22 protein-coding genes and 1 riboswitch are annotated in these 20,087 nt (G+C 45.4%); of the genes, 4 read left to right on the plus strand and 18 right to left on the minus strand.

Features of this window, described 5'->3' with window-relative positions:
• Nucleotides 1–326: 326 nt before the first annotated feature.
• The 12 genes from NFR98_RS13675 to NFR98_RS13730 form a co-directional block, all read right to left on the minus strand.
• Nucleotides 327–983, minus strand: a complete 657-nt coding sequence (locus NFR98_RS13675) for an MOSC domain-containing protein (protein ID WP_029143037.1) — start codon at nucleotides 981–983, stop codon at nucleotides 327–329.
• A 117-nt stretch (nucleotides 984–1,100) separates the two neighbouring features.
• Nucleotides 1,101–1,697: a YkyB family protein gene (locus NFR98_RS13680; RefSeq protein WP_013859340.1), complete on the minus strand. Its 597-nt coding sequence runs from the start codon at nucleotides 1,695–1,697 to the stop codon at nucleotides 1,101–1,103.
• A 290-nt stretch (nucleotides 1,698–1,987) separates the two neighbouring features.
• A complete protein-coding gene (gene thiE, locus NFR98_RS13685) occupies nucleotides 1,988–2,632 on the minus strand; it encodes a thiamine phosphate synthase (protein ID WP_061566654.1) in 645 nt (214 codons plus the stop codon).
• A complete protein-coding gene (thiD, locus tag NFR98_RS13690; RefSeq protein ID WP_013859338.1) occupies nucleotides 2,629–3,435 on the minus strand; it encodes a bifunctional hydroxymethylpyrimidine kinase/phosphomethylpyrimidine kinase in 807 nt (268 codons plus the stop codon). The genes thiE and thiD (NFR98_RS13690) overlap by 4 nt, the downstream gene beginning before the upstream one ends.
• Nucleotides 3,436–3,440: 5 nt before the next feature.
• Nucleotides 3,441–4,253, minus strand: a complete 813-nt coding sequence (gene thiM / locus NFR98_RS13695) for a hydroxyethylthiazole kinase (RefSeq protein WP_013859337.1) — start codon at nucleotides 4,251–4,253, stop codon at nucleotides 3,441–3,443.
• Nucleotides 4,254–4,391: 138 nt separating this feature from the next.
• Nucleotides 4,392–5,153, minus strand: coding sequence for a 3-oxoacyl-ACP reductase (locus tag NFR98_RS13700; protein WP_013859336.1), 762 nt, complete (start codon nucleotides 5,151–5,153; stop codon nucleotides 4,392–4,394).
• Nucleotides 5,154–5,220: 67 nt separating this feature from the next.
• A riboswitch (TPP riboswitch) is annotated at nucleotides 5,221–5,332 on the minus strand.
• 86 nt (nucleotides 5,333–5,418) lie between these two features.
• Nucleotides 5,419–6,237, minus strand: a complete 819-nt coding sequence (thiD, locus tag NFR98_RS13705; protein WP_013859335.1) for a bifunctional hydroxymethylpyrimidine kinase/phosphomethylpyrimidine kinase — start codon at nucleotides 6,235–6,237, stop codon at nucleotides 5,419–5,421.
• Between the two features lie 100 nt (nucleotides 6,238–6,337).
• Nucleotides 6,338–7,675: a putative hydroxymethylpyrimidine transporter CytX gene (gene cytX, locus NFR98_RS13710; protein WP_013859334.1), complete on the minus strand. Its 1,338-nt coding sequence runs from the start codon at nucleotides 7,673–7,675 to the stop codon at nucleotides 6,338–6,340.
• Between the two features lie 270 nt (nucleotides 7,676–7,945).
• Entirely contained in the window at nucleotides 7,946–8,386 is a 441-nt protein-coding gene (locus NFR98_RS13715; protein WP_017550096.1) for an NUDIX domain-containing protein, read from the minus strand.
• 333 nt (nucleotides 8,387–8,719) lie between these two features.
• The gene (locus tag NFR98_RS13720; protein WP_013859333.1) at nucleotides 8,720–9,145 is read right to left on the minus strand and encodes a GNAT family N-acetyltransferase; all 426 of its coding nucleotides are present in this window, start codon (nucleotides 9,143–9,145) and stop codon (nucleotides 8,720–8,722) included.
• Complete coding sequence (locus NFR98_RS13725) at nucleotides 9,136–9,636, minus strand: GNAT family N-acetyltransferase (RefSeq protein ID WP_013859332.1); 501 nt, start codon at nucleotides 9,634–9,636, stop codon at nucleotides 9,136–9,138. Before NFR98_RS13725 ends, NFR98_RS13720 begins: the two co-directional genes overlap by 10 nt.
• Nucleotides 9,636–10,148, minus strand: a complete 513-nt coding sequence (locus NFR98_RS13730; RefSeq protein WP_013859331.1) for a GNAT family N-acetyltransferase — start codon at nucleotides 10,146–10,148, stop codon at nucleotides 9,636–9,638. Before NFR98_RS13730 ends, NFR98_RS13725 begins: the two co-directional genes overlap by 1 nt.
• A gap of 157 nt (nucleotides 10,149–10,305) precedes the next feature.
• Here NFR98_RS13730 and NFR98_RS13735 point away from each other — a divergent pair, with 157 nt between their 5' ends.
• The 3 genes from NFR98_RS13735 to lepB all read left to right on the plus strand — a co-directional run bounded on the left by NFR98_RS13735 (nucleotide 10,306) and on the right by lepB (nucleotide 12,718).
• Nucleotides 10,306–11,049, plus strand: coding sequence for a type II toxin-antitoxin system SpoIISA family toxin (locus NFR98_RS13735; protein WP_013859330.1), 744 nt, complete (start codon nucleotides 10,306–10,308; stop codon nucleotides 11,047–11,049).
• Between the two features lie 20 nt (nucleotides 11,050–11,069).
• Nucleotides 11,070–11,249, plus strand: a complete 180-nt coding sequence (locus NFR98_RS13740) for a hypothetical protein (protein WP_029141588.1) — start codon at nucleotides 11,070–11,072, stop codon at nucleotides 11,247–11,249.
• Nucleotides 11,250–12,190: 941 nt separating this feature from the next.
• Nucleotides 12,191–12,718, plus strand: coding sequence for a signal peptidase I (gene lepB / locus NFR98_RS13745; protein ID WP_019721229.1), 528 nt, complete (start codon nucleotides 12,191–12,193; stop codon nucleotides 12,716–12,718).
• A gap of 595 nt (nucleotides 12,719–13,313) precedes the next feature.
• On the opposite strand, the gene NFR98_RS13750 is transcribed toward lepB, so the two are convergent.
• Together NFR98_RS13750 and NFR98_RS13755 are read right to left on the minus strand one after the other, a co-directional pair.
• Entirely contained in the window at nucleotides 13,314–14,405 is a 1,092-nt protein-coding gene (locus NFR98_RS13750; protein WP_251460346.1) for an NAD(P)H-dependent flavin oxidoreductase, read from the minus strand.
• Between the two features lie 79 nt (nucleotides 14,406–14,484).
• Entirely contained in the window at nucleotides 14,485–14,835 is a 351-nt protein-coding gene (locus NFR98_RS13755; protein ID WP_207369211.1) for a nuclear transport factor 2 family protein, read from the minus strand.
• 367 nt (nucleotides 14,836–15,202) lie between these two features.
• Between NFR98_RS13755 and NFR98_RS13760 the strand changes: the two genes are divergently transcribed.
• Nucleotides 15,203–15,349, plus strand: coding sequence for a hypothetical protein (locus tag NFR98_RS13760; RefSeq protein ID WP_013859324.1), 147 nt, complete (start codon nucleotides 15,203–15,205; stop codon nucleotides 15,347–15,349).
• A 156-nt stretch (nucleotides 15,350–15,505) separates the two neighbouring features.
• Here NFR98_RS13760 and NFR98_RS13765 read toward each other — a convergent pair whose 3' ends face one another.
• From NFR98_RS13765 to NFR98_RS13780, 4 genes are all read right to left on the minus strand, one after another.
• Nucleotides 15,506–15,625, minus strand: a complete 120-nt coding sequence (locus NFR98_RS13765) for a DUF4023 family protein (RefSeq protein ID WP_035188959.1) — start codon at nucleotides 15,623–15,625, stop codon at nucleotides 15,506–15,508.
• Between the two features lie 147 nt (nucleotides 15,626–15,772).
• Nucleotides 15,773–16,147 (minus strand): VOC family protein, encoded by a 375-nt coding sequence (locus tag NFR98_RS13770; protein WP_035188957.1) that lies wholly within the window; start codon nucleotides 16,145–16,147, stop codon nucleotides 15,773–15,775.
• Between the two features lie 181 nt (nucleotides 16,148–16,328).
• A complete protein-coding gene (ppdK, locus tag NFR98_RS13775) occupies nucleotides 16,329–19,004 on the minus strand; it encodes a pyruvate, phosphate dikinase (protein ID WP_061087091.1) in 2,676 nt (891 codons plus the stop codon).
• Entirely contained in the window at nucleotides 19,001–19,822 is an 822-nt protein-coding gene (locus NFR98_RS13780) for a pyruvate, water dikinase regulatory protein (protein WP_013859320.1), read from the minus strand. Before NFR98_RS13780 ends, ppdK begins: the two co-directional genes overlap by 4 nt.
• Nucleotides 19,823–20,087: the final 265 nt, after the last annotated feature.

The following is a 20,087-nucleotide window of genomic DNA, read 5'->3' on the forward strand; positions in this document are numbered from 1 at the left end:
AAGGAACAATCTTTGCTGTTCTTAACAGCGACTTAATTATTATATCAAAATATCAATTCGCTGTCAACATCTTTTTTTAACCCCGTTGTTTATCCACCTAACGGGTCAGCTCATTTATCATAACATTTATCCGTAACTTAAGTCAATAAGATAGAGCAAGGTAATGTTTTCCATCTTTTTTTAAGATCCCTGCTCCTTAATATAATGAAGAAACAGGGATCTATGCTACAAGTTAAGATGGCGGAACAGCATTGAGCTTCCTCTGTTACATACGTACAGGTCGTTTTCAGGGAACCGCAGTACTCCTGTCACAGCAGCCGTTTCTTTTATCCATTCCCTTTTTTCAGCCATAATTTCCGGAATGGTTTTTGCCAGTCACTGGCAAGCACCTTTACACTTAAAATTTCTTCTATCGCATCAAAATTTGTTCTATCATGGTATCTGATGTTATTGATATGCAGGATGGAAAGCTGTTTTTCCCCTTTTTCAAGGAGGATAAAGCTGTCATTTTTCCGGACAAAACCTTCTTCGAGCACACGCATATAGAAGCCGGACCAGCCAGTTTCCACAATATCGGCAGGAAAACTGTCCAATCCGTGTTTCGCAGCAATTTTATAGCAAGGCTCCCGCGGCTGTGATACCTGCACAACCGCTTCCCCCATTTGAAAAACATCGCCGATATGGATATCTGCTTCCGAACATCCCGAGAGCGTAATATTTTCGCCAAATGCCCCCGGCTCAAAAGTCCGGTTAAATTTCTTCCCCCATACCGGAAAATGATCACCAACATACACGCAGACTGCTTTATCCGCTCCGCCATGATGCACAAGGTCCGCCTGCTTGTCCCCTTCGAAATTTTCTTTTGCCAGATATACCGGGCCTTCCTGTGGTGTTTTAAAAATGCCACTCTGCACCACTTTCTGTTTATAGGCAAGCGCCTTTGGTTTGCCTGTATTTACCGAAACAACAACACCGTCCGCCATCATGCCTGCTCCTTTCCCAAATTGCTATCTAAATTTTACCATCATTTGCGTAAACTTTGAAAAACATTTTAAGAAAATCCCGCATGTCTCCCGTTTGACTTTCCGGATTCGCTGTTTTCAATCCTTTTGCAAAAAGGTTTCTAAAAGTTTTACCGCTTCATTATATTTTAGCGTAACTTTTCTTGTTGCCGCTGCCGGAATAATAGCAATTTCGCCCAGGTGCTTCAAACATTTCGTCTGGCCTTGTTCTGCCGGTAAATGAAAGGTGTAGTCTTCCAGCTGAATGAGCAGCAATTTCTTTCCATTCTGAGTATGATAGCCGATCATTTCAGCCTTATTTTCATCAAGCAACTTGCGGAGGACAGCATCTTTTAATGCATACAGTTTTAATTGCCGTGTTTTTGCTCTGTTGACCACACCATAATTCCTGTCAAAATAGTTTATCTTTTTTGTATCCCTGCTTTTTTTAGCTGACTTGTTGATAATATATAGAGATTCAGCGATGTTATGAATCGTCATTTCGAGTTTGGATATATCCGTTTGTCTTTGTTTCACGACCTGTGTTTCGTTTATATCGTACAAAGGATATTTTTTTCCGCGATAGCCGATTTTCATCGCTTTGGGTTCCCCGACAGGCTTCCGTTTTAATGCTTTCAGCTGTGTTTTTGTTTTCAGATTTTCCGGTACATCCTCCCATTTTCTGTAATTTTCCACTGCCTCTCCCCCTTATTCGCATAAACCATTCTCTGCGCCTTGCCAGCACAAAAAACAACAAATGATGAGAGGTTATCTGGTTTTAACAGCCCTCACCTTCCCTTCCACCGGAATGTTTGTTTGTATTTTATCACAAGAACAAACGTTTTATCAACCAAGATATTGAAAAATTCTCGCAAAAAATTCACCGCCATTCAGCCTGCTTGGCACCAAAAAAGCCAGGCTCCTACACCCGGCTTATCTTGATTCCATTTTTAAACTGTCAAAAGGCGCAGGGCTTTACGCCTTCATTATAAAGCGAGCTCCCTTTTCAACAGGACAGCTGCCGCTTCTGCATCTTCCGCGCCTGCGATCGCAGAAATGACGGAAACGCCGTCTGCGCCCGCTTCTATGACGCTTTTTGCATTGCCCGGCCCTATGCCGCCAATTCCGACAATTGGAATCCGGATGCCATTTTGGCGGATTTCGCGAATGACGGCTGTGCCTTTCGCTTCTTTCGCATCTTCTTTCGATTTCGTCGGAAAAATTGGGCCGACGCCAAGATAATCCGCGCCTCCGTTTGCTGCCTGCCTGGCTTCCTCCAACGTATAGGCCGAGACGCCGATGATCTTATCCCCCAACTTTTCTCGTACGGATGCCAGCGGTTCATCTTCCTGCCCGACATGCACACCATCAGCATCCAGTTCCAACGCAAGTGCAATATCATCATTTACAAGAAAAGGAATCCCGTTTTTTTGGCATATCCACTTCAATTTTTCACCAAGCGCTTTCTTTTCTTCGCCTTTTCGTGCACCGTTCCCTTTTTCACGGAATTGAAAAAGGGTGACGCCGCCCCTGATGGCCTTTTCCAGCACTTGTTCCGGCGGCAGCGTGCAGTTCGGGCTGCCCATAATAAAATACAGTTTCAATGCGCCACGCAAATATTCGGCTGTCATCCGTTTTTCATTCTCCTTTTTTGGTACGCCCAATGGTTTGTCGGCCCGTGCCCGTGTCCAATTTGAATGCCGTCTTCGATCGCGGCGGAAATGAATGCTTTTGCTGTCGACACTGCAGCAAATATATCCGCGCCTTTTGCCAATTCCGCCGTAATCGCCGAAGAAAACGTACAGCCGGTGCCGTGCGTATTTTTTGTTGCGTACCTTTTCGCTGTATATTCGTAAAAATTCACCCCGTCAAAAAGCAAGTCGCTCGAAACCGGGGAAGATGCGTTATGGCCGCCTTTAATAAGGACATACCGGGGGCCGCAATCCGCAATGATGCGTGCCGCTTCCTTCCGATCCCCGGCATTTCGGATGGGCATTCCTGCCAGTTCCTCTGCTTCCGGAAGATTCGGCGTCACAATGAAGGCGAGCGGAAGCAGCTTGCTTTTTAAGGCTTGAACCGCTTCCTTTTGCAAAAGGGTTTCCCCGCCTTTTGCAATGATCACCGGGTCCACAACGAGTTTTTCCCAGCGGTAGGTTTTGATTTTTTCCGCGGCCACTTCGATGATGCCGGAATCAAACAACATGCCGGTTTTTAGCGCATCCGTCCCCATATCTCCGGCAATGGACTCCAATTGGCGGGAGACGGCTTCGGGTCCGAGCGGAAATACCCCCTGGACGCCGCGTGTATTTTGCGCTGTCACCGCGGTAATCACGGACATGCCGTATACTTCCAATTCCTGAAATGTTTTCAAGTCTGCCTGGATGCCTGCACCGCCCCCGGAATCAGAACCGGCAATGGTAAGTGCTTTTTTCATGACGTTCATCCTTCTTTCTTTTCAAAAGAGGCATATTTTTGGATTTCTTCAGCCCCTATTTCTGCCAGCTGGTCTAAAAATGCCATTTGAAAACTGCCCGGCAAATCCCCGCCTGTTTTTTCCCTTGCGATTTCCGCAGCAGCGCCGTAAATCGCAAGCGCCGAAACAGATGCCTGGACCGGATCTTTCTCAACAGCGAGAAAAGCGCCGCAAACCGCGGACAAAAGGCAGCCTGTCCCGGTGACTTTTGTTAAAAGCGGGTGGCCGTTATGTACGAGATAAAGGTTTGTACCGTTTGACACCGCATCCGTCTTGCCACTTACCACGATCGTAGTATGAAGCGTTTTTGCCGCTTTTAAAGCGAGTTCGCCCGTATCCAGGCCGGTATCTCCTGCATCGACGCCTTTTACTTTGGCATCTATTCCGATCAGATTGGCGATTTCTCCGGCATTTCCCCTGATGGATGTGAAGCGGATTTCTTTCAGCAATTTTTTTGCCGTTTCTGTCCGGTAACGGGTTGAACCGGCAGCTACCGGATCAAGGACGACCGGAACGCCATTTTCATTTGCAGACTTTCCCGCCAAAATCATTGCTTCGACGGCTTTTTCGTTCAAAGTGCCGATATTTAACACGACCGCATTTGCCGCTTTCGCCATATCGGCAACTTCTTCCACCGCATCGGCCATTACCGGAGATGCGCCAAGTGCCAACAGCCCGTTTGCTGTAAAATTAGCCACCACAATATTCGTGATATTATGGATAAGCGGATTGGCTTCCCTGATTTTTTCAAGCAGTTCAATTGGTTTTTCTTTTTCCATTTCCATTCCCTCCTTCAATAAAGTACAATTGTCTCTCATTTACTCGCGTATTCTCCAAATTTCACAGGCATTTGATTTACACCTAATCGTTGTCATACCTCTAAATGGGGATTTTCTTGCAGGGTAAGGTCCATCCGCCTAATCCATTACAAGTCCGCCGTCAACGACGAGATTTTGTCCGGTTACCGCCCTGGCCCATGGCGATGCAAAAAACAACACGGCATCCGCAACGTCTTCCGGTTCTGTCACCTTTTGCAGCGGGGTTGTTGCCTGAATCAATTGAAAAACCTCTTCAGATGTGGCCGCACTTGCATCCGTCGTTTTCAGAAGGCCGCCGGATACCATATTAACGGTAATGCCATATTGCCCCAGATCTTTCGCCATGCTCCGGGTGAAGCCGAGGAGCGCTGCCTTGCTCGTATTGTAATCATGGTAGGCGACAACCGGATTTTGAAACAGGTTTGTGCCAATATTGATCACCCTGCCGAAATGCAGCCGTTTCATTTCCGCAAGGCCGGCCTGTATGGTATTTAATGCGCCGCGAACCGCACCTTCCATCTGCAAGCTGTATTCCTCCCACGAAATTCGGGAAGCATCGTGCCGGGATTCCGGATCAAAGCGGAAATGCACGAGGGCATTATTTACAATTGTCGTGACAGGCCTGGAAAAATAAGCTTCGGCCTGCCGGAACATCTTTCTTACCTGCGCCGGATCCCTTACATCCGCCTTCAGGGCAACCGCTTTTTCTCCTAAAATATGCTGAAGATCCTTTGCCTTCCCCTCACTCTCAAAATAGTTGATGACAACGCCCGCCCCTTCTCTTGCAAAAGCTTTTACAACTGCTTTGCCTAACCCCCTGCTTCCGCCTGTGACGACAACCACCTGCTCATCCAGTTTCATTTGTCCCACCCCTTCCCATGCAAAAAAGCCAGGCCCGAAAAGACCTGACTTCATCAGCAAGAAATTTTTTTACAAATTCCTACTTTCCTACGCCGGTATGATCCGGATCAGGTCCAAAGGGTTGAAAAACGCCGGTTTTTCTCTCAGCCCGCCAAATCCGGGCACCCCTAGTAGTTTGAAAGATTTACTTTTTTCAATTATAGCTTTTCTATTATGCTTTGTAAAGCTTAATGAAAATCACCGGCAGGGGTTATATTATGTGAATTTAGCTTTGTAATCTTTCTCCATCTTCATCTCTTAATACCCAATGGGCAATTGGTCCATGTCCATGCCCAATTCCCGGGCTCTCAGAGATTGCTCTTGTCAATAATTTTTTAGCTGTTTTTACGCTGTCTTCTAAGGGATGGCCCTTCGCCAACTCAGCTGTAATCAATGAAGACAATGTACAACCAGTTCCATGAGTGTGAACGGTATCAATGCGTTTGGATTCGAGCCATATTGTCTGCTCCCTCGTCACCAGACAATCACGAACAGTTTCTGATGTAACCAGATCATGTCCGCCCTTTAACAGCACAGCACCTGCCCCTCTTTTGAGAATCAGTCGTGCTGCGTGCTCCCGGTCCTGATCAGTACGTATCGTCATTTCTGACAGAACTTCCGCCTCCGGTGTATTCGGTGTAATGACATCAGCAACCGGAACCAATTTCTTTTTAATCGTCGCAATTGCTTCAGGAGCAACGAGATGTGTCCCACCTTTTGCAATCATGACCGGATCCACAACCAGCGGCCTCCATTTAAATCGTTTAATTCCGTCAACAACAGCTTCTATGCGTTCTGCATCAAACAGCATACCCGTTTTTAAAGCTGCAATTGAAAAGTCGTCCGCAATGGATTCCATTTGACGGACAATGCTGTCAACCGGCATTGGAAAAATTCCCTGAACTCCTTTTGTATTTTGCGCTGTCACGGCAACGATTACAGACATGCCGTAGACACCCCTCTCTTCAAAAGTTTTCAGGTCGGCCTGAATACCTGCACCGCCACCGCTGTCAGTTCCTGCAATTGTTAATACCTGTGGTCTCATCTAATATACACCTCTTCTAAAATGATCATAGTATTATTTTTTTCTGCATTTGACAGATTGGATCCCATCCATTTGTTATAATGTTTTTGAAAATAACTTATCAGCCTGCTGCATGATTCTTGTATATGCCACTGCTTCTAACCTTTGAAAATTGATCCCTATGAAGAAGTCTCATAAGGAAATAATAAAGGACTGCCGTAATAATCAGACTAATAAATGACGAACCAATTGGCCAAGCTTGAAAATAGCTGACTTCATAGAGAGCAAAACCAACCACAAAAGCGACGAAAGCTACCAGATTAACACCGCCCCGGTACCAGTACGATCCTTCTGGTTTAGTCAAGTCTGCTAGCTTCAGGTGTTTACGGATTAAAAAATAATCAACCAATACGATGCTTTCAATGGGAATAAAGACAGCACCAAGGATTAATAAAAAGCTTTGATATTTATCAATTGGAAACACCAGCGAAATCAGTGTGCCTGACACTCCTGCAATGAATACAAGACGCCTCTCCGAAAACTTTGGAAATAAATTGCTTGCAGAAACACCTGCTGAAAAAACATCTAGAAAAGCTGTCGTTACAGTGGAAAAAAAAATAATAAGCAGACCTGGGATACCCAAGCCCAGTGCACCCATGATTGGAATTGGGCTTGCATTCCAAAGGCCAGTAGCAATGGTACAAAGCAAGCCAACAAAGTACATCCAGATGCTGGATAGCGCATAACCCCAATATGTAGCGTGTGCGGCCCCGTTAATATTCCTTGCATACCGGGAATAGTCTGCAACCAAAGGAACCCAGGAAAGGCACATGCCGATCACATAATCTAATCCGAGAGAGAAAGTAAGATGACCTTTAGGTTTCTTGTCCATTAAGTCTGCAACATTTACTGTTGACAAAACAGCATAGGTCATGATGATGGATAAAATCAATGTTGCACCAACTGTAAATATCTGAAACCATTTTAAATGATTGTGTTTCAAAAGCGCGTTAACCGTTGTGATCAAACCAATCAAGATAATCCAAAAATCTCGGTTCCCAAGAATTCCTGCAAATTTTAAAGATACACAGGCTTCAGCTGCCATCAGAATCATCACAGCTGTCCAGCCAATTAACTGCAGCGCATTGCACAAGCTCGGAAAAAAAGAACCTCTAATCCCAAATGAAGCACGGGTAGCAATCATACCTGATACTCCCTCTCTTGTTCCAATGCGGGACATGAAATACATAGGAACTGACCCGACAAGCATGCCAACGATAATCGTCAGTAATCCATTCGTCAAACCAAGACCTGCCAGTGTATTTCCTGAAAAAATAGCAGCCAGTCCTAATCCTGCTCCGATCCATAACAGTGCAATCTGCAACGAAGCAATTTGCTGTTCCTTTTTTGGCACTACTTCTAATGAGTATGGGACTTTTAATTTCTCATTCGATTCCATTTGAAAACGACCTTTCACATTTTTTGATAACGAAATATATTGTTAAAACAATTGGTTTGGTAATTACATTTTTACGACCAAAAGAATGACGGTATATCTTTTCTGGACGGTTTTATGTAGCTCTTGCTGACATTTGTTTTTATCTGAAATTTGGAAACAGAGAGACTTACAATTATAATGTTTGGAGATCCATCACTTTTTTAAAAGGTGCTGTCAGAAAGATTTTTTGTTTCATATTGAACTACCCCTCCTGTTCTTTTCGTTTAAATCTTATCGGATAAATGCACCTGCATAGCCTGCTAAAGCGTCCCCAAGCCACAGCGGAACCATTTTTAATAAATTTGCAGGAAGCTGATCTTTCTGAAAAAACTGGAGTGCTAAAGATTCGGAAGAATTGTTTTGCAGCTTTCCTCCTGCAATTTCCGCCAAAAAACAAGTGGTGATAAAATGGACACACTTTCCATCGGGATACTTGAAAACTTGAAATTCAGGGTCGGAATAAACACCAATTATTTGTTTTATCCGAATTGTTAAGTTTGTCTCTTCTTGCATCTCTCTGATTGCTGCTTGTGAAACAGTTTCCCCGGGTTCAACATGGCCGGTTGGAAGACCCCATTTTCCAACATCTACCCGCTTTTGAAGTAATACTCTTTCCTGTTGATCAAAAAGAACAACGGCTACACCCGGATAAATTTGGTCGATTACATTCAATGCCTCATTCCTCCTTTAAAATAAAAAAAGAGGGGAAAGAATCAGCGCATAAGAAATACACTGAACCTTTCCCCTCGGATCTTTTATATCAATAGGTGCCTCTTGTCTTATTACAAGAGATGAAGCCCTCGGTCGCAGACCTTCTGAATGAAGCGGAACCCTAGCTCCAGTTTTCCAGTTCAATATTATTCTATATTAAGTTAGTCACAATGTCAAGAGATTAGCCGCATTTTTAACTCAATTTTGATTCTTATCAGCATTATAACACCGGCCATCCCGGGAGATGAAGAGGTACGGCGATAAACTGCGCTTTTTTAAGCCAAAATGCACAAACTACAATCTTTTTAAAAAAACATAACTGACTTTATCATAATCCATTTTTTCTTCATAAAACCGGTGTGCGTCTTTTCTCTGCAGGCCGGATGACAGGGATACAATGCCGTATCCGTTTTCGCCGGCCTGTTTTTCCACATGCGCCAAAAGCCTGGCGCCGTACCCTTTTGATCTGTGCGCTTCATCCGTCACCAGGTCGCATACCCAAATAAACCGCCCGTTGTACAAGGTAATCATCGGCATATAGCCGGTTACCGCCACAATGTTTCCGTCATCTATTACTGCGGCCATCTTGTAATCCGATTTTTCTGCCGCCTCTTCCACCAGCTGGAGATAGTGTTCTTCGTCCAAATGTTTACGCAGCTGTTTCATCACCGGAAACGCTGCTTTCCACTCTTCCCGGTTTGCAAGTTCTTTTATTTCCATCTGTATATCCCTTCTTTGCCTAAATGGTAATGCATAATAATCAATTCGCCTTTTTTTCCAAACATCCTGCCCCCTTCATCCACAAACCCGGCTTGTCTGTACAAATTTTGGGCAGCAACATTTTCCGTATTCACCCCAAGAACCATCTGCTCTATTTCCGGAAAATGGGTACGGACAAAATGGGGCAGCTGTTTTAAACATTGCCTGGCGTATCCTTTTCCCTGCTGGTGGAAATCGGTTGAAAACGTCCGCAGCAATATGGCATGCGGATGACTTGTATATGGCCTGGCGCCATTTTTTTCATGAAGCACAAAAAAGTTTGTGATCCAGCCATGCCGGACTGCAACAACAGGGTGCCGTTCCGGATCATCTTTTGCAAGGGCAATGGCTTCATCCGGATGGCCGGTGAAACGGAGCTGATCATCCGTTATTGTATAGTTGTCCAATTGCTGCTTGAAATCATCATTGTAAAAGACCAGTTCCAATTCCATTACCCCTTGCATGTCGTTTCTACCAAATCGAGGGATAACCGTACCATATCCCGGCAGCGAATCCCGTTTTCGTATATCGTTTCAGCATAATGCCTGACGAAAAAGCCTCTGTCCACCCCGGAGATCCGGAAACCGCATTTTTGATACAAGGCCAGCTGGCTGATGCTGGAATTGCCGGTGCCTACTTCGATCGTTTTAAATCCTCTTTTTCCTGCCCTCCGGATGGCATCCAGCACAAGCCGTTTTCCAAAGCCTTTCCCTTGATGTTCTTTTGCAACCGCCACATTCGCCAATTCCACGATTCCCGGCCTCGCCGGTAGCAGGATGTAAACGCCGATCACCTTTTCTTCAATTTCCGCCACATAGCATTCTCCGCGGTTGGCATAAGCCATCACCATTTCGCGTGACGGGTCGGCAAGGAGCAGTAAATCCATCGGAAGTTTTTCCTTGCCGCCCAGCCGCCGGATGTTTAACGCATTTTTTGCTTCCAAAACTGCCAGCTCCCCATCCATATTTTGTTAAATTCTAACATATCTTTCTTTATCAGTCTATCATCCTAGGAACATTTCATCAATTCTGCCTTTTATGCAGGAATGCAAACAAAAGTTCCCCTTTTTATGATAAAATAATGGCAGACAGTACTTTTCGGGAATATAGGGAGGCGGAGATTTGGAAACGCTGTTTTTTAAAACTTTTGTTTGGCTTTGTTTTGCCGGTCTCGTGATCTATACTTACCTGTATGGAAAAAATGAAGAAAAGATGGATGCAAAAGTTTTTCTGATCCGGAAAATCTGGTATTTGGTTTATTTATTCGGTGCGCTGGTTTACTGGACGATCCATCCGGCGAGCATTTTCATGAATTTTAAAAACTATGCCATCACCGCGCTTATTTTTGCAGCAATCGACGGTTTTATTTTTTTAAATATGTATTTCCGCAAAGCCGGAAAATATGAATTGGAAAGATTTACGAAAACCGTTTCTGCAAATGAGTCTCTGATCCAGGACAATCTGTTAATGGCTAAAAATATGCTCGACATCTTGAATGATGAGGGCATCGTAGGGTATTATGGTAGTAAAGAAGGATATCTGTTAGGTTTAAAAGAAGTGCTGGCATCTTATGCGGAAAAAGCGGATATGAGCGTTAACATTTTGCCGTTTACCACCCCGCCAGAAAAAGATCAGGCATTGTACAGTTTCGCAAATCCCGGTTCCGCCCGCGCGAAATTGGACAGGCTGGAGACGGTGTATCATATTGATGAAAACTATGCGCTCCATCCGATTTATCTGTTTCATGATGCATTGTATCTATTAAAAATATCCGGTTCCAGAGCCATTACAGAAATGGATTGTATCCTGTTTGTCATCATGGCCCATGTTTATGATTTTGCGGCTCCGCCGGACGACATGGATTGAAAAACAAGGCGGTGACAAAAATGAAAAAAAACAGCGCGCTCCTGGCACAGAGAAATGAAACCGGAAATATCCGGAGAACTTTCAGAAGAAAATCAAGAGTCCGTGTTCCTTCGGTTGGCACAAGCCCGACGACTTTAAAAATCATGAAAGAAAACGAACAGATCCTGAAAAAGTACGGCAAAAAATCTTCAGGGCAATAACAAACCGGTTATTGCCCTTCATATTTTTTCGCAGCTTTGCATACACTATTGCAGATAATCAGCTGAGGTGATCATGTGAAAAAGTTCCATAAAGAAACAAGCGTTTACTCTCCGCCCCCTTCCGCTTCCCCAATGGAAAAAAACAGAAAAAAACAGACAGCGGAACTCCTCAGCTTTATGGATAAGCTGAAAAATAAGCGGGCAACATGAAACATCCGCAGCCAGTAAAAATACAGTCAGCCCCATAAGCTTTTTTTAACATCCAGCAGCCCCCTCAGCTCAGCACTTTTTTATGAAAACTCGGCTATAACTTCCCATCCCGCCCAAAACAACAGCAGGACGCTGTCTGCTGCCGCGTTTTTCAGCATTCTTAATGCGTTTTGATCAGGATGGCACCCATCACAATACAGAATGCTGAAAGGTACATCCACCAGGTTGGCAGTATAGGGAAACCCGATAATACATCGAATATTTCAATCAGCACAAATACCTTTTGGGTTTTCGGGGAAAATTCCCGGTAGGCTTTCCATTCTTTTCTGAACTACAAAATGCCAAACGGAAGAAGAATCACCCCAGCCTCCACCAAAATCACGCCAGCCAGTTTCAAAAAATCATCCCCTGTCTGCAAGCGTTACTTCCTATACTAAATATTGCGGGCACACTTCTTGTGCATTGAATATTGTGAAATCATCTGCAGCAACATTATTCTCCCGAGCCCCACTTGGCAAAACAGAAAGCCGGGCATTGATAATCATATTTTTGCAAATTGATCTTCCTTTTCCTACCCAAATAGCCTAAATTATTTTGCACAAATCGCTCCCGCGTTCCCATTTCTTATGTTTATAACATTGGAATGTTGCATATTATTAAATAATATAAAGGATTTCCTGCCTTTCTGGAAGAATAGATTACGATGAAGATATGTTATGGGAGCTGGTCAAATGAGCAAAGGAATAAAAAGCTTGTTAAAATCATTCATATTTGCCATTCTGCTTGTAGGGGTCATCAGGGGATTTTTCATTGCCCCTTATATGGTTGAAGGGGAATCAATGGAGCCGACACTTCATAACCATGATAAAATTCTCGTCTATAAAGCCCATTCTGCTGCCGATTACCAAAGAGGCGACATCGTCATCATCAAGGGGGAAACAGAAAACTATGTAAAGCGGATTATTGGCCTTCCCGGAGATACAATTCAAGTCAAAAATGACCATCTCTATATTAATGGGAAATTGCACAAAGAGCCTTACCTTGCGAAAAACCTGAAAGCAGCACGTAAAGAAGGCAGCAAGCTGACGAATAATTTCGGGCCTCTCACCGTGCCAAAAAATAAATATTTCGTAATGGGCGATAACCGGATGTACAGCGAAGACAGCAGAAACGGGCTCGGCCTTATTCCGAAGAAAGAACTGGCGGGAAAAACCGAAGCGGTATTTTACCCGCTCTCGCAAATCCGGGAAGTCCGTTAACTATTCTTGCGGGCAGAGCCGGTATCTATTAATAAAAAGCAGGGGGGAATTTCCTTGAAACACGCTTTAGTGGCAGGCAGAACCGGCATGCTTCCCGCTTTACATCAATGAATTTCAAATTTCTTCCCCTAATGCTTTTAAAATATTGCTCCAATCAACAAGAAAATAATGCTTGCTAATAAGAAAGCTGAAGGAACACCTATTAAGCCTCTATTTAGATATAACTTAAATCCATCATACTTTGTATTAAACGATAATCTGGGGATATAATACGAAATCAAGATAATCACTGATACCACAATAAAGATAGCTGTAATACTGTCCATCGTTTTCATCACCTCTTAATAAGATTATCGTGCCCATTAATTTCCGTTTTTTCTATCCTGAAAAATTGCACCGGCTGATTTTCATTCTTCTGCTGGTGCCGCGTTCACTGCGGCATGGGTGTCTAAATCCAAATAGTTTGCCACTCTTTATATTTGCACTCAGAGGAGCAAATATGGCTCCTAATATGGTTTCTGCTACAGTCCAGGCAATGACTGGACTTAACGCTACAGGTGGTGCCTTGATGCCTTGTTTCATTGCCGGCGAAAAATTATAGAGTTTCAGGCATTTTGCCCATGATTTCTTCAGCTTCTTTTATGACATGGTCAATCAATGCTTTTGCCGTTTGCTGTTTTGCGAGCCGCGGGCTTTGGCCGGACCAAAGTGACATAAACTCACGGTTGTTCTGCTTTCCGGCAGCCTTTCTGATATCCTGTGTGAGCGCATTTTGCACGGGATAATCCGGAAAAAGCGCTTCATGCGGCTTCATTTCCGAGATAAACGCATTTTTTACGCCTCTTGCCCATTTTCCGGAAAATGACCGGGTGAGGACAAGCTCATCTTCTTTCGCATGGAGAACGGCTTCCTTATGGGCCTGATGTGCGCCGCTTTCCTTACAGGCCAGGAAGGCGGTTCCCATTTGCACGCCTTTCGCCCCCAAGCAAAGCGCTGCTGCAAGCCCCCTGCCATCCATCACGCCGCCTGCCGCAATGACGGGAATCCGGACATTGTCGGCAACCTGGGGAACCAGTGACATCAGGCCAATCATGCTTTCCTCATGGTCTTTCAAAAAGTTTCCCCGGTGGCCCCCCGCTTCACTGCCTTGCGCAACCACCATGTCCATCCCGGCCTGCTCCACTTCAACCGCTTCATCGACGGTTGTTGCCGTTCCAATAAGGAGGATCCCGTTTTGTTTCAGCCTTTCGATCACTTTCCCGGAAGGTATTCCAAAAGTGAATGAACAAACAGGCACTTTCTCTTCGATGGCCACTTGCACCTGTGCCAAAAATTGATCTTGTACGCTATATAAATCAGGAACTTCTATTTCCGCTTTTGCCTCTATTTTTAACTGTTTGCGGACCCGATTTAAAATGTCATTTGCGGCTGTTATTTTTTCATTTGCCGCTTCAAACCCGCCGGGAACAAAAAAATTGATGCCAAAAGGGTTTCCGGTTAACTGTTTGATTTCCCGGATTTGTTCTTTTGTTTGAGCAGCGGTTAAGTACCCCGCCCCGATCATGCCCAGCCCGCCGGCGTTTGACACCGCAGCCACCAACTCTGGTGTTGTGATGCCCCCTGCCATCGGAGCCTGAATCAACGGGTACCGTGTTTTCAGCCGTTTGGCCAAATCGTTTTTCAACATCCAAATTCCTCCCTTTTGCCTTTCCCCCATTGTAACAGGTTTCCATATTGTTTTAAACGTTTTCAAAATAACGAAAACATTATTTGGAGGAGGCAACCGTTCCTTGGTGAAAAACCATTTTCCAGCTCCTGTCCGTATATTTCCAAATGGAACTGCGCAAGGTTTGCTGCTTTCTTGTTCGGTCGTCCACCCTGCAGGTTGCAAGGACCACGCCATCAGCCAATGGATGCATTTCAAAATCTGTAAGCGCCATCTCCCTCACCCCAATGCCGCCCGGTCCGGTATATTTCCGTTTATGCCAGATGTTTCCCGATGAGCCGAATTCAAAAAAAGATTCCGCCAGCAATGCGCCCAATTTTGCCGGATCCGAGCGTGTCGAAGGTTCAAGCAGCGATTTTTCCAATTGGAGGATATGTTCTTTAAGTGACAAGATTTTGCATCCTTTCTTCTTTAAGATTTGTTTACTATGCTACATAAAGCGAACGAAATTTTGCCATTCTGTTGCCTGTCCAAATGAATGATGTGATTTTTATTAGTTTTAAAGCAGAGCTTTTCAAAATATGGGCAGAAAAAACTTTTCCGTATCAATATGTTGTATTTACGTTGTTTTTCTGTTATAATTTTATCAGTGTAAAGCCCGAGTCCCGCAAAAAATTCCTGCGCACGACGGATAACATGAAACTGCCCGCTGCAATATTTTTACTACTAACTGCATCTTCAACTACTAACAAACTTTCCGAACGAAGCATATGTTTTAAAAAAAGAACAATGGGTAAACAAAGAAGAGGTGATAACATATGAGAAACAGAATTTTCAACTTCATTATTGACGGACGATTGATTACGGTAAAAGGAAAGTCCGTTAAAGAAGCAAAGCGCCATGCACAACAAATTGCGCGAAGTATGAAAGCGGAAGAAAACATGGGCAACCAGTCAGCCATCTGATTGGCTGCCTTTTCCATTTTTCCGGGTAAACAGGCATCTCAGCGGTAAAGAAATGTTTAGTTTTTTATAACATTATTATGTAAACTAGTTCCCGTTTTTTGGAGCGTGGCTGTCCCGTTCTTTTGAAAAATGGCGTGTATTCCACACGCCATTTTTTTAGTGCCGGTTTGTCGGCAGCTTTTCACTCGGGCTTCCGTTCCCCTGCCGTTTTTTATTTTGTTCCTGCTTCTTTTGCTGTTCATTCAGCTTCTGCACATATTTATGGGTGTTGTCCATGTTTATACCTCCTTCCGTCCTTGTTACTTTAACCAAGACCCGGGCAGGCATGCACGCATTTTGGATTTCCAGACGGATTTGCTTTCATGATTGCGCAATTTTACAGTGATATTGCCAATTTCTCATTTCACCATTTTGCACGTTTTTTTACTTGCTCTTCCATTCTAAAAATTCGAGCCGGTTTCCGAATGGATCAGTTGCGTAAATGCGCGCTGCTCCTGGGAGCTTGCCGTCTTCTGCCCACTTAACTTGATAGCGAGCAAACCTGTCTTTCAAGCTTTCGAGATTTCTGACTTCAAATGCAGGATGCGCTTTTTTGGCGGGTAAAAAAGGTTCTTCAATGCCGATATGGATTTGTATTTTTCCGTTTTGAAACCAGCAGCCGCCGCGTTTTTTCAATTCTGCCGGTTTTTCAACTTCTGTAAATCCGAGGATTTCCGCGTAGAACTTTTTGGCTGTCTGTTCACTGCCACGTGGAGCAGCAAGCTGGACATGGTCGATTGTGATAAAATGAAATGCCACCCTCATCCCTCCTCCCCCTTAATCTTACATTCCTTCTTTTATCATTTAAATAATGGCTTTTTCATCTTAATTGATATGTTTTACTTATGAGTTAGCACGCCCCGGCATGCTTTTTTCATGAGCCTGCCAGAAAAAAAGCACACGGGGGGGGTAACCCGCCGTGCGCTTTGTAAAAAATGATTTATTTTGCAGCGACTGTCACTTTACCGGTGTCTTCTTTTTTGTTCCGGATGGTGGCCTGTGCAGCGGCGAGCCTTGCGAGCGGTACGCGGTAAGGCGAGCAGCTGACGTAGTTCAGGCCCGTTTTGTAGCAGAATTCGATCGAGCTTTTTTCACCGCCGTGTTCGCCGCAAATGCCGGTTTTCAAGCCCGGTTTTGTCTGGCGGCCGAGTTTGACGCCGGTTTCGACAAGTTTGCCGACGCCTTCCTGGTCAAGGACGGCAAACGGATTTTCCGGCAGCACTTTTTGCTCGATATACTGCTGCAAAAATTTTCCTTCCGCATCGTCGCGGCTGAAGCCGAATGTCGTTTGCGTTAAGTCATTCGTGCCAAACGAGAAGAAATCGGCTTCTTCTGCAATTTGGTCTGCGGTAAGGGCGGCGCGCGGTATTTCGATCATCGTGCCGACTGTATAATCGAATTTCAAGCCCTTTTCCTCCATGACCTGATTCGCCATATCCGTCACGAGCGCGCGCATCCGTTTCAGCTCATTCACATGGCCGACAAGCGGAATCATAATTTCCGGCTGGACTTTTATTCCCTTTTGCAGGACGGCAGCGGCAGCGTAAAAAATTGCTTTGACCTGCATTTCGTAGATTTCAGGGAAAATCATGCCGAGCCGGCAGCCGCGGTGGCCGAGCATCGGATTGAATTCAGCAAGATGCTGGACTTTTTTCAGCAAGTATTCTTTTTCTTCCAGTTCTTTTGAGCCTGGTGCCGTAAGCTGCAGTTTTGTTACTTCTACTAGCAGTTCTTCCTTATCCGGCAAAAATTCGTGCATTGGCGGATCGAGCAGGCGGATCGTCACCGGATGGCCGGCCATTTCCTCAAAGATGCCTTCAAAATCGCCCTGCTGCATCGGAAGCAGTTTATCCAAAGCTTTTTCGCGCTCTTCCAAAGTCTCGGCGAGGATCATTTCCTGAACGATCGGCACGCGCTTAATGTCCATAAACATATGCTCCGTCCGGCAAAGGCCGATGCCGTCTGCACCGAATTCGAGCGATTTTTTCGCGTCCGCCGGGTTGTCGGCATTGGCGCGCACGCCGAGATCGCGCACCTCATCCGCCCATTCAAGCAGTGTTTTGAATTCGTCGGAAAGCTCAGGGTCGATCATCGGGACTTCGCCGAGCATCACTTCACCTGTCGAACCGTCGATCGTGATGACATCCCCGTAACGGACAACCGTATCGCCGACCGTAAATTGTTCCGCTTTCAAATCAATTTTCAAAGATTCGCAGCCGCAGATGCATGCTTTCCCCATCCCGCGCGCGACAACCGCCGCATGGCTCGTCATCCCGCCGCGGCTTGTCACAACCGCCTGGGATGCAATAATGCCGTGAATATCATCCGGTGTCGTTTCGGGGCGGACTAAAATCACTTTTTTCCCTTCCTTGCCGAGCCGTTCCGCTTCATCAGCATCAAATACAACGGCGCCGGTTGCAGCTCCCGGGGATGCCGGCAGCCCTTTTGCAAGATGGTTTTTGGCCGCGACATCATCAATACGGCGGTGCAGGAGCTGATTCAACTGTTCCGGATCAACCCTTAAAAGCGCTGTCTTTTTATCGAGAATGCCTTCTTTCACCATTTCAACGGCTATGCGGATTGCAGCCTGCGCCGTCCGTTTGCCGTTCCGGGTTTGCAAAAGGTACAGTTTGCCGCGTTCCACCGTAAATTCAATGTCCTGCATGTCTTTGTAGTGTTCTTCCAGTAATTTGCTTGTTTTTACAAACTGGCGGTACACTTCCGGCATGTCTTTTGCCAGCACCTGGATCGGCTGCGGGGTGCGGATGCCGGCGACGACATCCTCGCCTTGGGCATTGATTAAATATTCGCCGTACAGCACGCGTTCGCCTGTTGACGGGTTCCGTGTAAAAGCGACGCCGGTTCCGGAATCATCCCCCATATTTCCGAATACCATGCTTTGGATATTGACGGCGGTCCCGAGATGGTCCGGAATTTTATTCAGGCGGCGGTATACAATGGCACGCTGGTTATTCCACGAATCGAAAACGGCATTTACGGCAAGGTACAGTTGCGTTTTCGGGTCTTGCGGGAAATCCTGTTTCGTATGTTTTTTAACGATTTTTTTATAGCCGGCTATGATGTCTTTCCAGTCTTCCGCAGTCATTTCCGGATCAGCTGTATACCCTTTTTGTTCCCGGGTTTGTTCAAGCAAGTGTTCGAAATGGTATACATCAATGCCGAGCACCACGTCAGAAAACATTTGGATAAACCGGCGGTACGAATCGTAAGCAAAGCGCGGATTGCCGGTCAGTCCTGCGACAGCTTCCACGGTCTCGTCGTTCATGCCGAGGTTCAGTACCGTATCCATCATCCCCGGCATCGAAAACACAGAGCCGGAGCGGACGGAGACGAGCAGCGGGTTCTCCTTGCCGCCCAGTTTTTTGCCGGTTTTTTCTTCCAGTGTCAAAAGCGCTTCTTCAATTTGCGTTTCGACTGCGCCCGAAATTTTTTTGCCGTTTGCATAATAGTCATTGCATGCCTCGGTTGTAATTGTGAAACCGAACGGCACCGGCAGGCCGATGTTTGTCATTTCCGCTAGATTGGCCCCTTTGCCGCCGAGCAGGTCGCGCATATGGCTGTTGCCTTCGTTGAACAAGTAGACAAATTTTGTCATTTGAGCAGCTCCTCCCTGTTTTTGAACATTTCAATAATAAGGCTTGCTGTTTCCTCCACCGCTTTATTCGAAACATCAATGACCGGGCATCTGAGTCTCCGCATGATGTTCTCCGCGTAAACGAGTTCTTCATAAATCCGTTCAAAGCTCGCATAATTGGCGTCCGATTTTAAACCCATTGCCCTGATCCGTTCTTTCCGGATTTCATTCAGTTTCTCGGGCGAAATCATCAGCCCGATGCATTTTTCCCGCGGGATGGAAAACAATTCATCAGGCGGCGCGATTTCCGGCACGATCGGGACATTCGCCACTTTAAAGCTGTGGTGCGCCAAATACATGGACAACGGCGTTTTCGACGTCCGGGAGACGCCGAGCAGAACAATGTCCGCTTTTTTCAGCCCGGTTGGATCGCGCCCGTCATCATATTTCACGGCAAATTCAATGGCTTCGATTTTTTTAAAGTATTCCTGATCCAGCTTGCGCATTAATTTCGGGCGATGGTACGGCTCCTTGTGAAACTTTTTCATAAAAGCTTCCATCAACGGATTCATCAGGTCGACCGCAATAACCCCCTCTTCGCCGGCGCGGCGGTCAATGTATGCTTTCAAAGGGGTAACGACAATCGTGTAAGCAATGATGGCATTTTGTTTTTTTGCCGCCTCAATTACCGGTTCGATATCGTCTGTTTCTTCCACATGCGGGTGCCGCCTGATTTCAATGTGGCCGCCGTTAAACTGCGCAGCAACCGCTTTTACAACAAATTCAGCCGTTTCTCCGACCGAGTCCGAGATGATATGCACTATTTCTTTTTGTTCCATGTATCGTTCCCATCCTTTTCGAACCGGAAAATGGCTCCGTATGTATGTGGTTTCTTTTCACTGCCCCTCCCGTATGCCACCAGTATATGCACTGTTTGGCAAATGTGTTATACTTGTTGTTCATTAGTATAACACATTCAAAAGGATGCGTGAACCATTTTACCGGTTTTTTTTAAAATTTTTATTATAACCTGAATCCGTGACGAAAATATAACAAACGCCGTTAATAGGTAGATTTCCCAAGAGTAAGGATATAGTGGTGTCC

The sequence above is a fragment of the Weizmannia agrestimuris genome (assembly GCF_943193165.1).
GTDB lineage: Bacteria > Bacillota > Bacilli > Bacillales > Bacillaceae_C > Weizmannia > Weizmannia faecalis.

Coding starts and splice junctions, on each gene's coding strand:
- cytX (WP_013859334.1), bottom strand. CDS start 7,675: ATGGAATCGAATGAGAAATTAAAAGTCCCATACTCATTAGAAGTAGTG.
- ppdK (WP_061087091.1), bottom strand. CDS start 19,004: ATGACAAAATTTGTCTACTTGTTCAACGAAGGCAACAGCCATATGCGC.
- NFR98_RS13700 (WP_013859336.1), bottom strand. CDS start 5,153: ATGAAACTGGATGAGCAGGTGGTTGTCGTCACAGGCGGAAGCAGGGGG.
- NFR98_RS13750 (WP_251460346.1), bottom strand. CDS start 14,405: ATGTTGAAAAACGATTTGGCCAAACGGCTGAAAACACGGTACCCGTTG.
- NFR98_RS13760 (WP_013859324.1), top strand. CDS start 15,203: ATGAGAAACAGAATTTTCAACTTCATTATTGACGGACGATTGATTACG.
- thiD (WP_013859335.1), bottom strand. CDS start 6,237: ATGAGACCACAGGTATTAACAATTGCAGGAACTGACAGCGGTGGCGGT.
- NFR98_RS13740 (WP_029141588.1), top strand. CDS start 11,070: ATGAAAAAAAACAGCGCGCTCCTGGCACAGAGAAATGAAACCGGAAAT.
- NFR98_RS13730 (WP_013859331.1), bottom strand. CDS start 10,148: ATGGATGGGGAGCTGGCAGTTTTGGAAGCAAAAAATGCGTTAAACATC.
- NFR98_RS13725 (WP_013859332.1), bottom strand. CDS start 9,636: ATGGAATTGGAACTGGTCTTTTACAATGATGATTTCAAGCAGCAATTG.
- NFR98_RS13675 (WP_029143037.1), bottom strand. CDS start 983: ATGGCGGACGGTGTTGTTGTTTCGGTAAATACAGGCAAACCAAAGGCG.
- NFR98_RS13765 (WP_035188959.1), bottom strand. CDS start 15,625: ATGGACAACACCCATAAATATGTGCAGAAGCTGAATGAACAGCAAAAG.
- thiE (WP_061566654.1), bottom strand. CDS start 2,632: ATGACAGCCGAATATTTGCGTGGCGCATTGAAACTGTATTTTATTATG.
- NFR98_RS13780 (WP_013859320.1), bottom strand. CDS start 19,822: ATGGAACAAAAAGAAATAGTGCATATCATCTCGGACTCGGTCGGAGAA.
- NFR98_RS13720 (WP_013859333.1), bottom strand. CDS start 9,145: ATGGAAATAAAAGAACTTGCAAACCGGGAAGAGTGGAAAGCAGCGTTT.
- thiD (WP_013859338.1), bottom strand. CDS start 3,435: ATGAAAAAAGCACTTACCATTGCCGGTTCTGATTCCGGGGGCGGTGCA.
- thiM (WP_013859337.1), bottom strand. CDS start 4,253: ATGGAAAAAGAAAAACCAATTGAACTGCTTGAAAAAATCAGGGAAGCC.
- lepB (WP_019721229.1), top strand. CDS start 12,191: ATGAGCAAAGGAATAAAAAGCTTGTTAAAATCATTCATATTTGCCATT.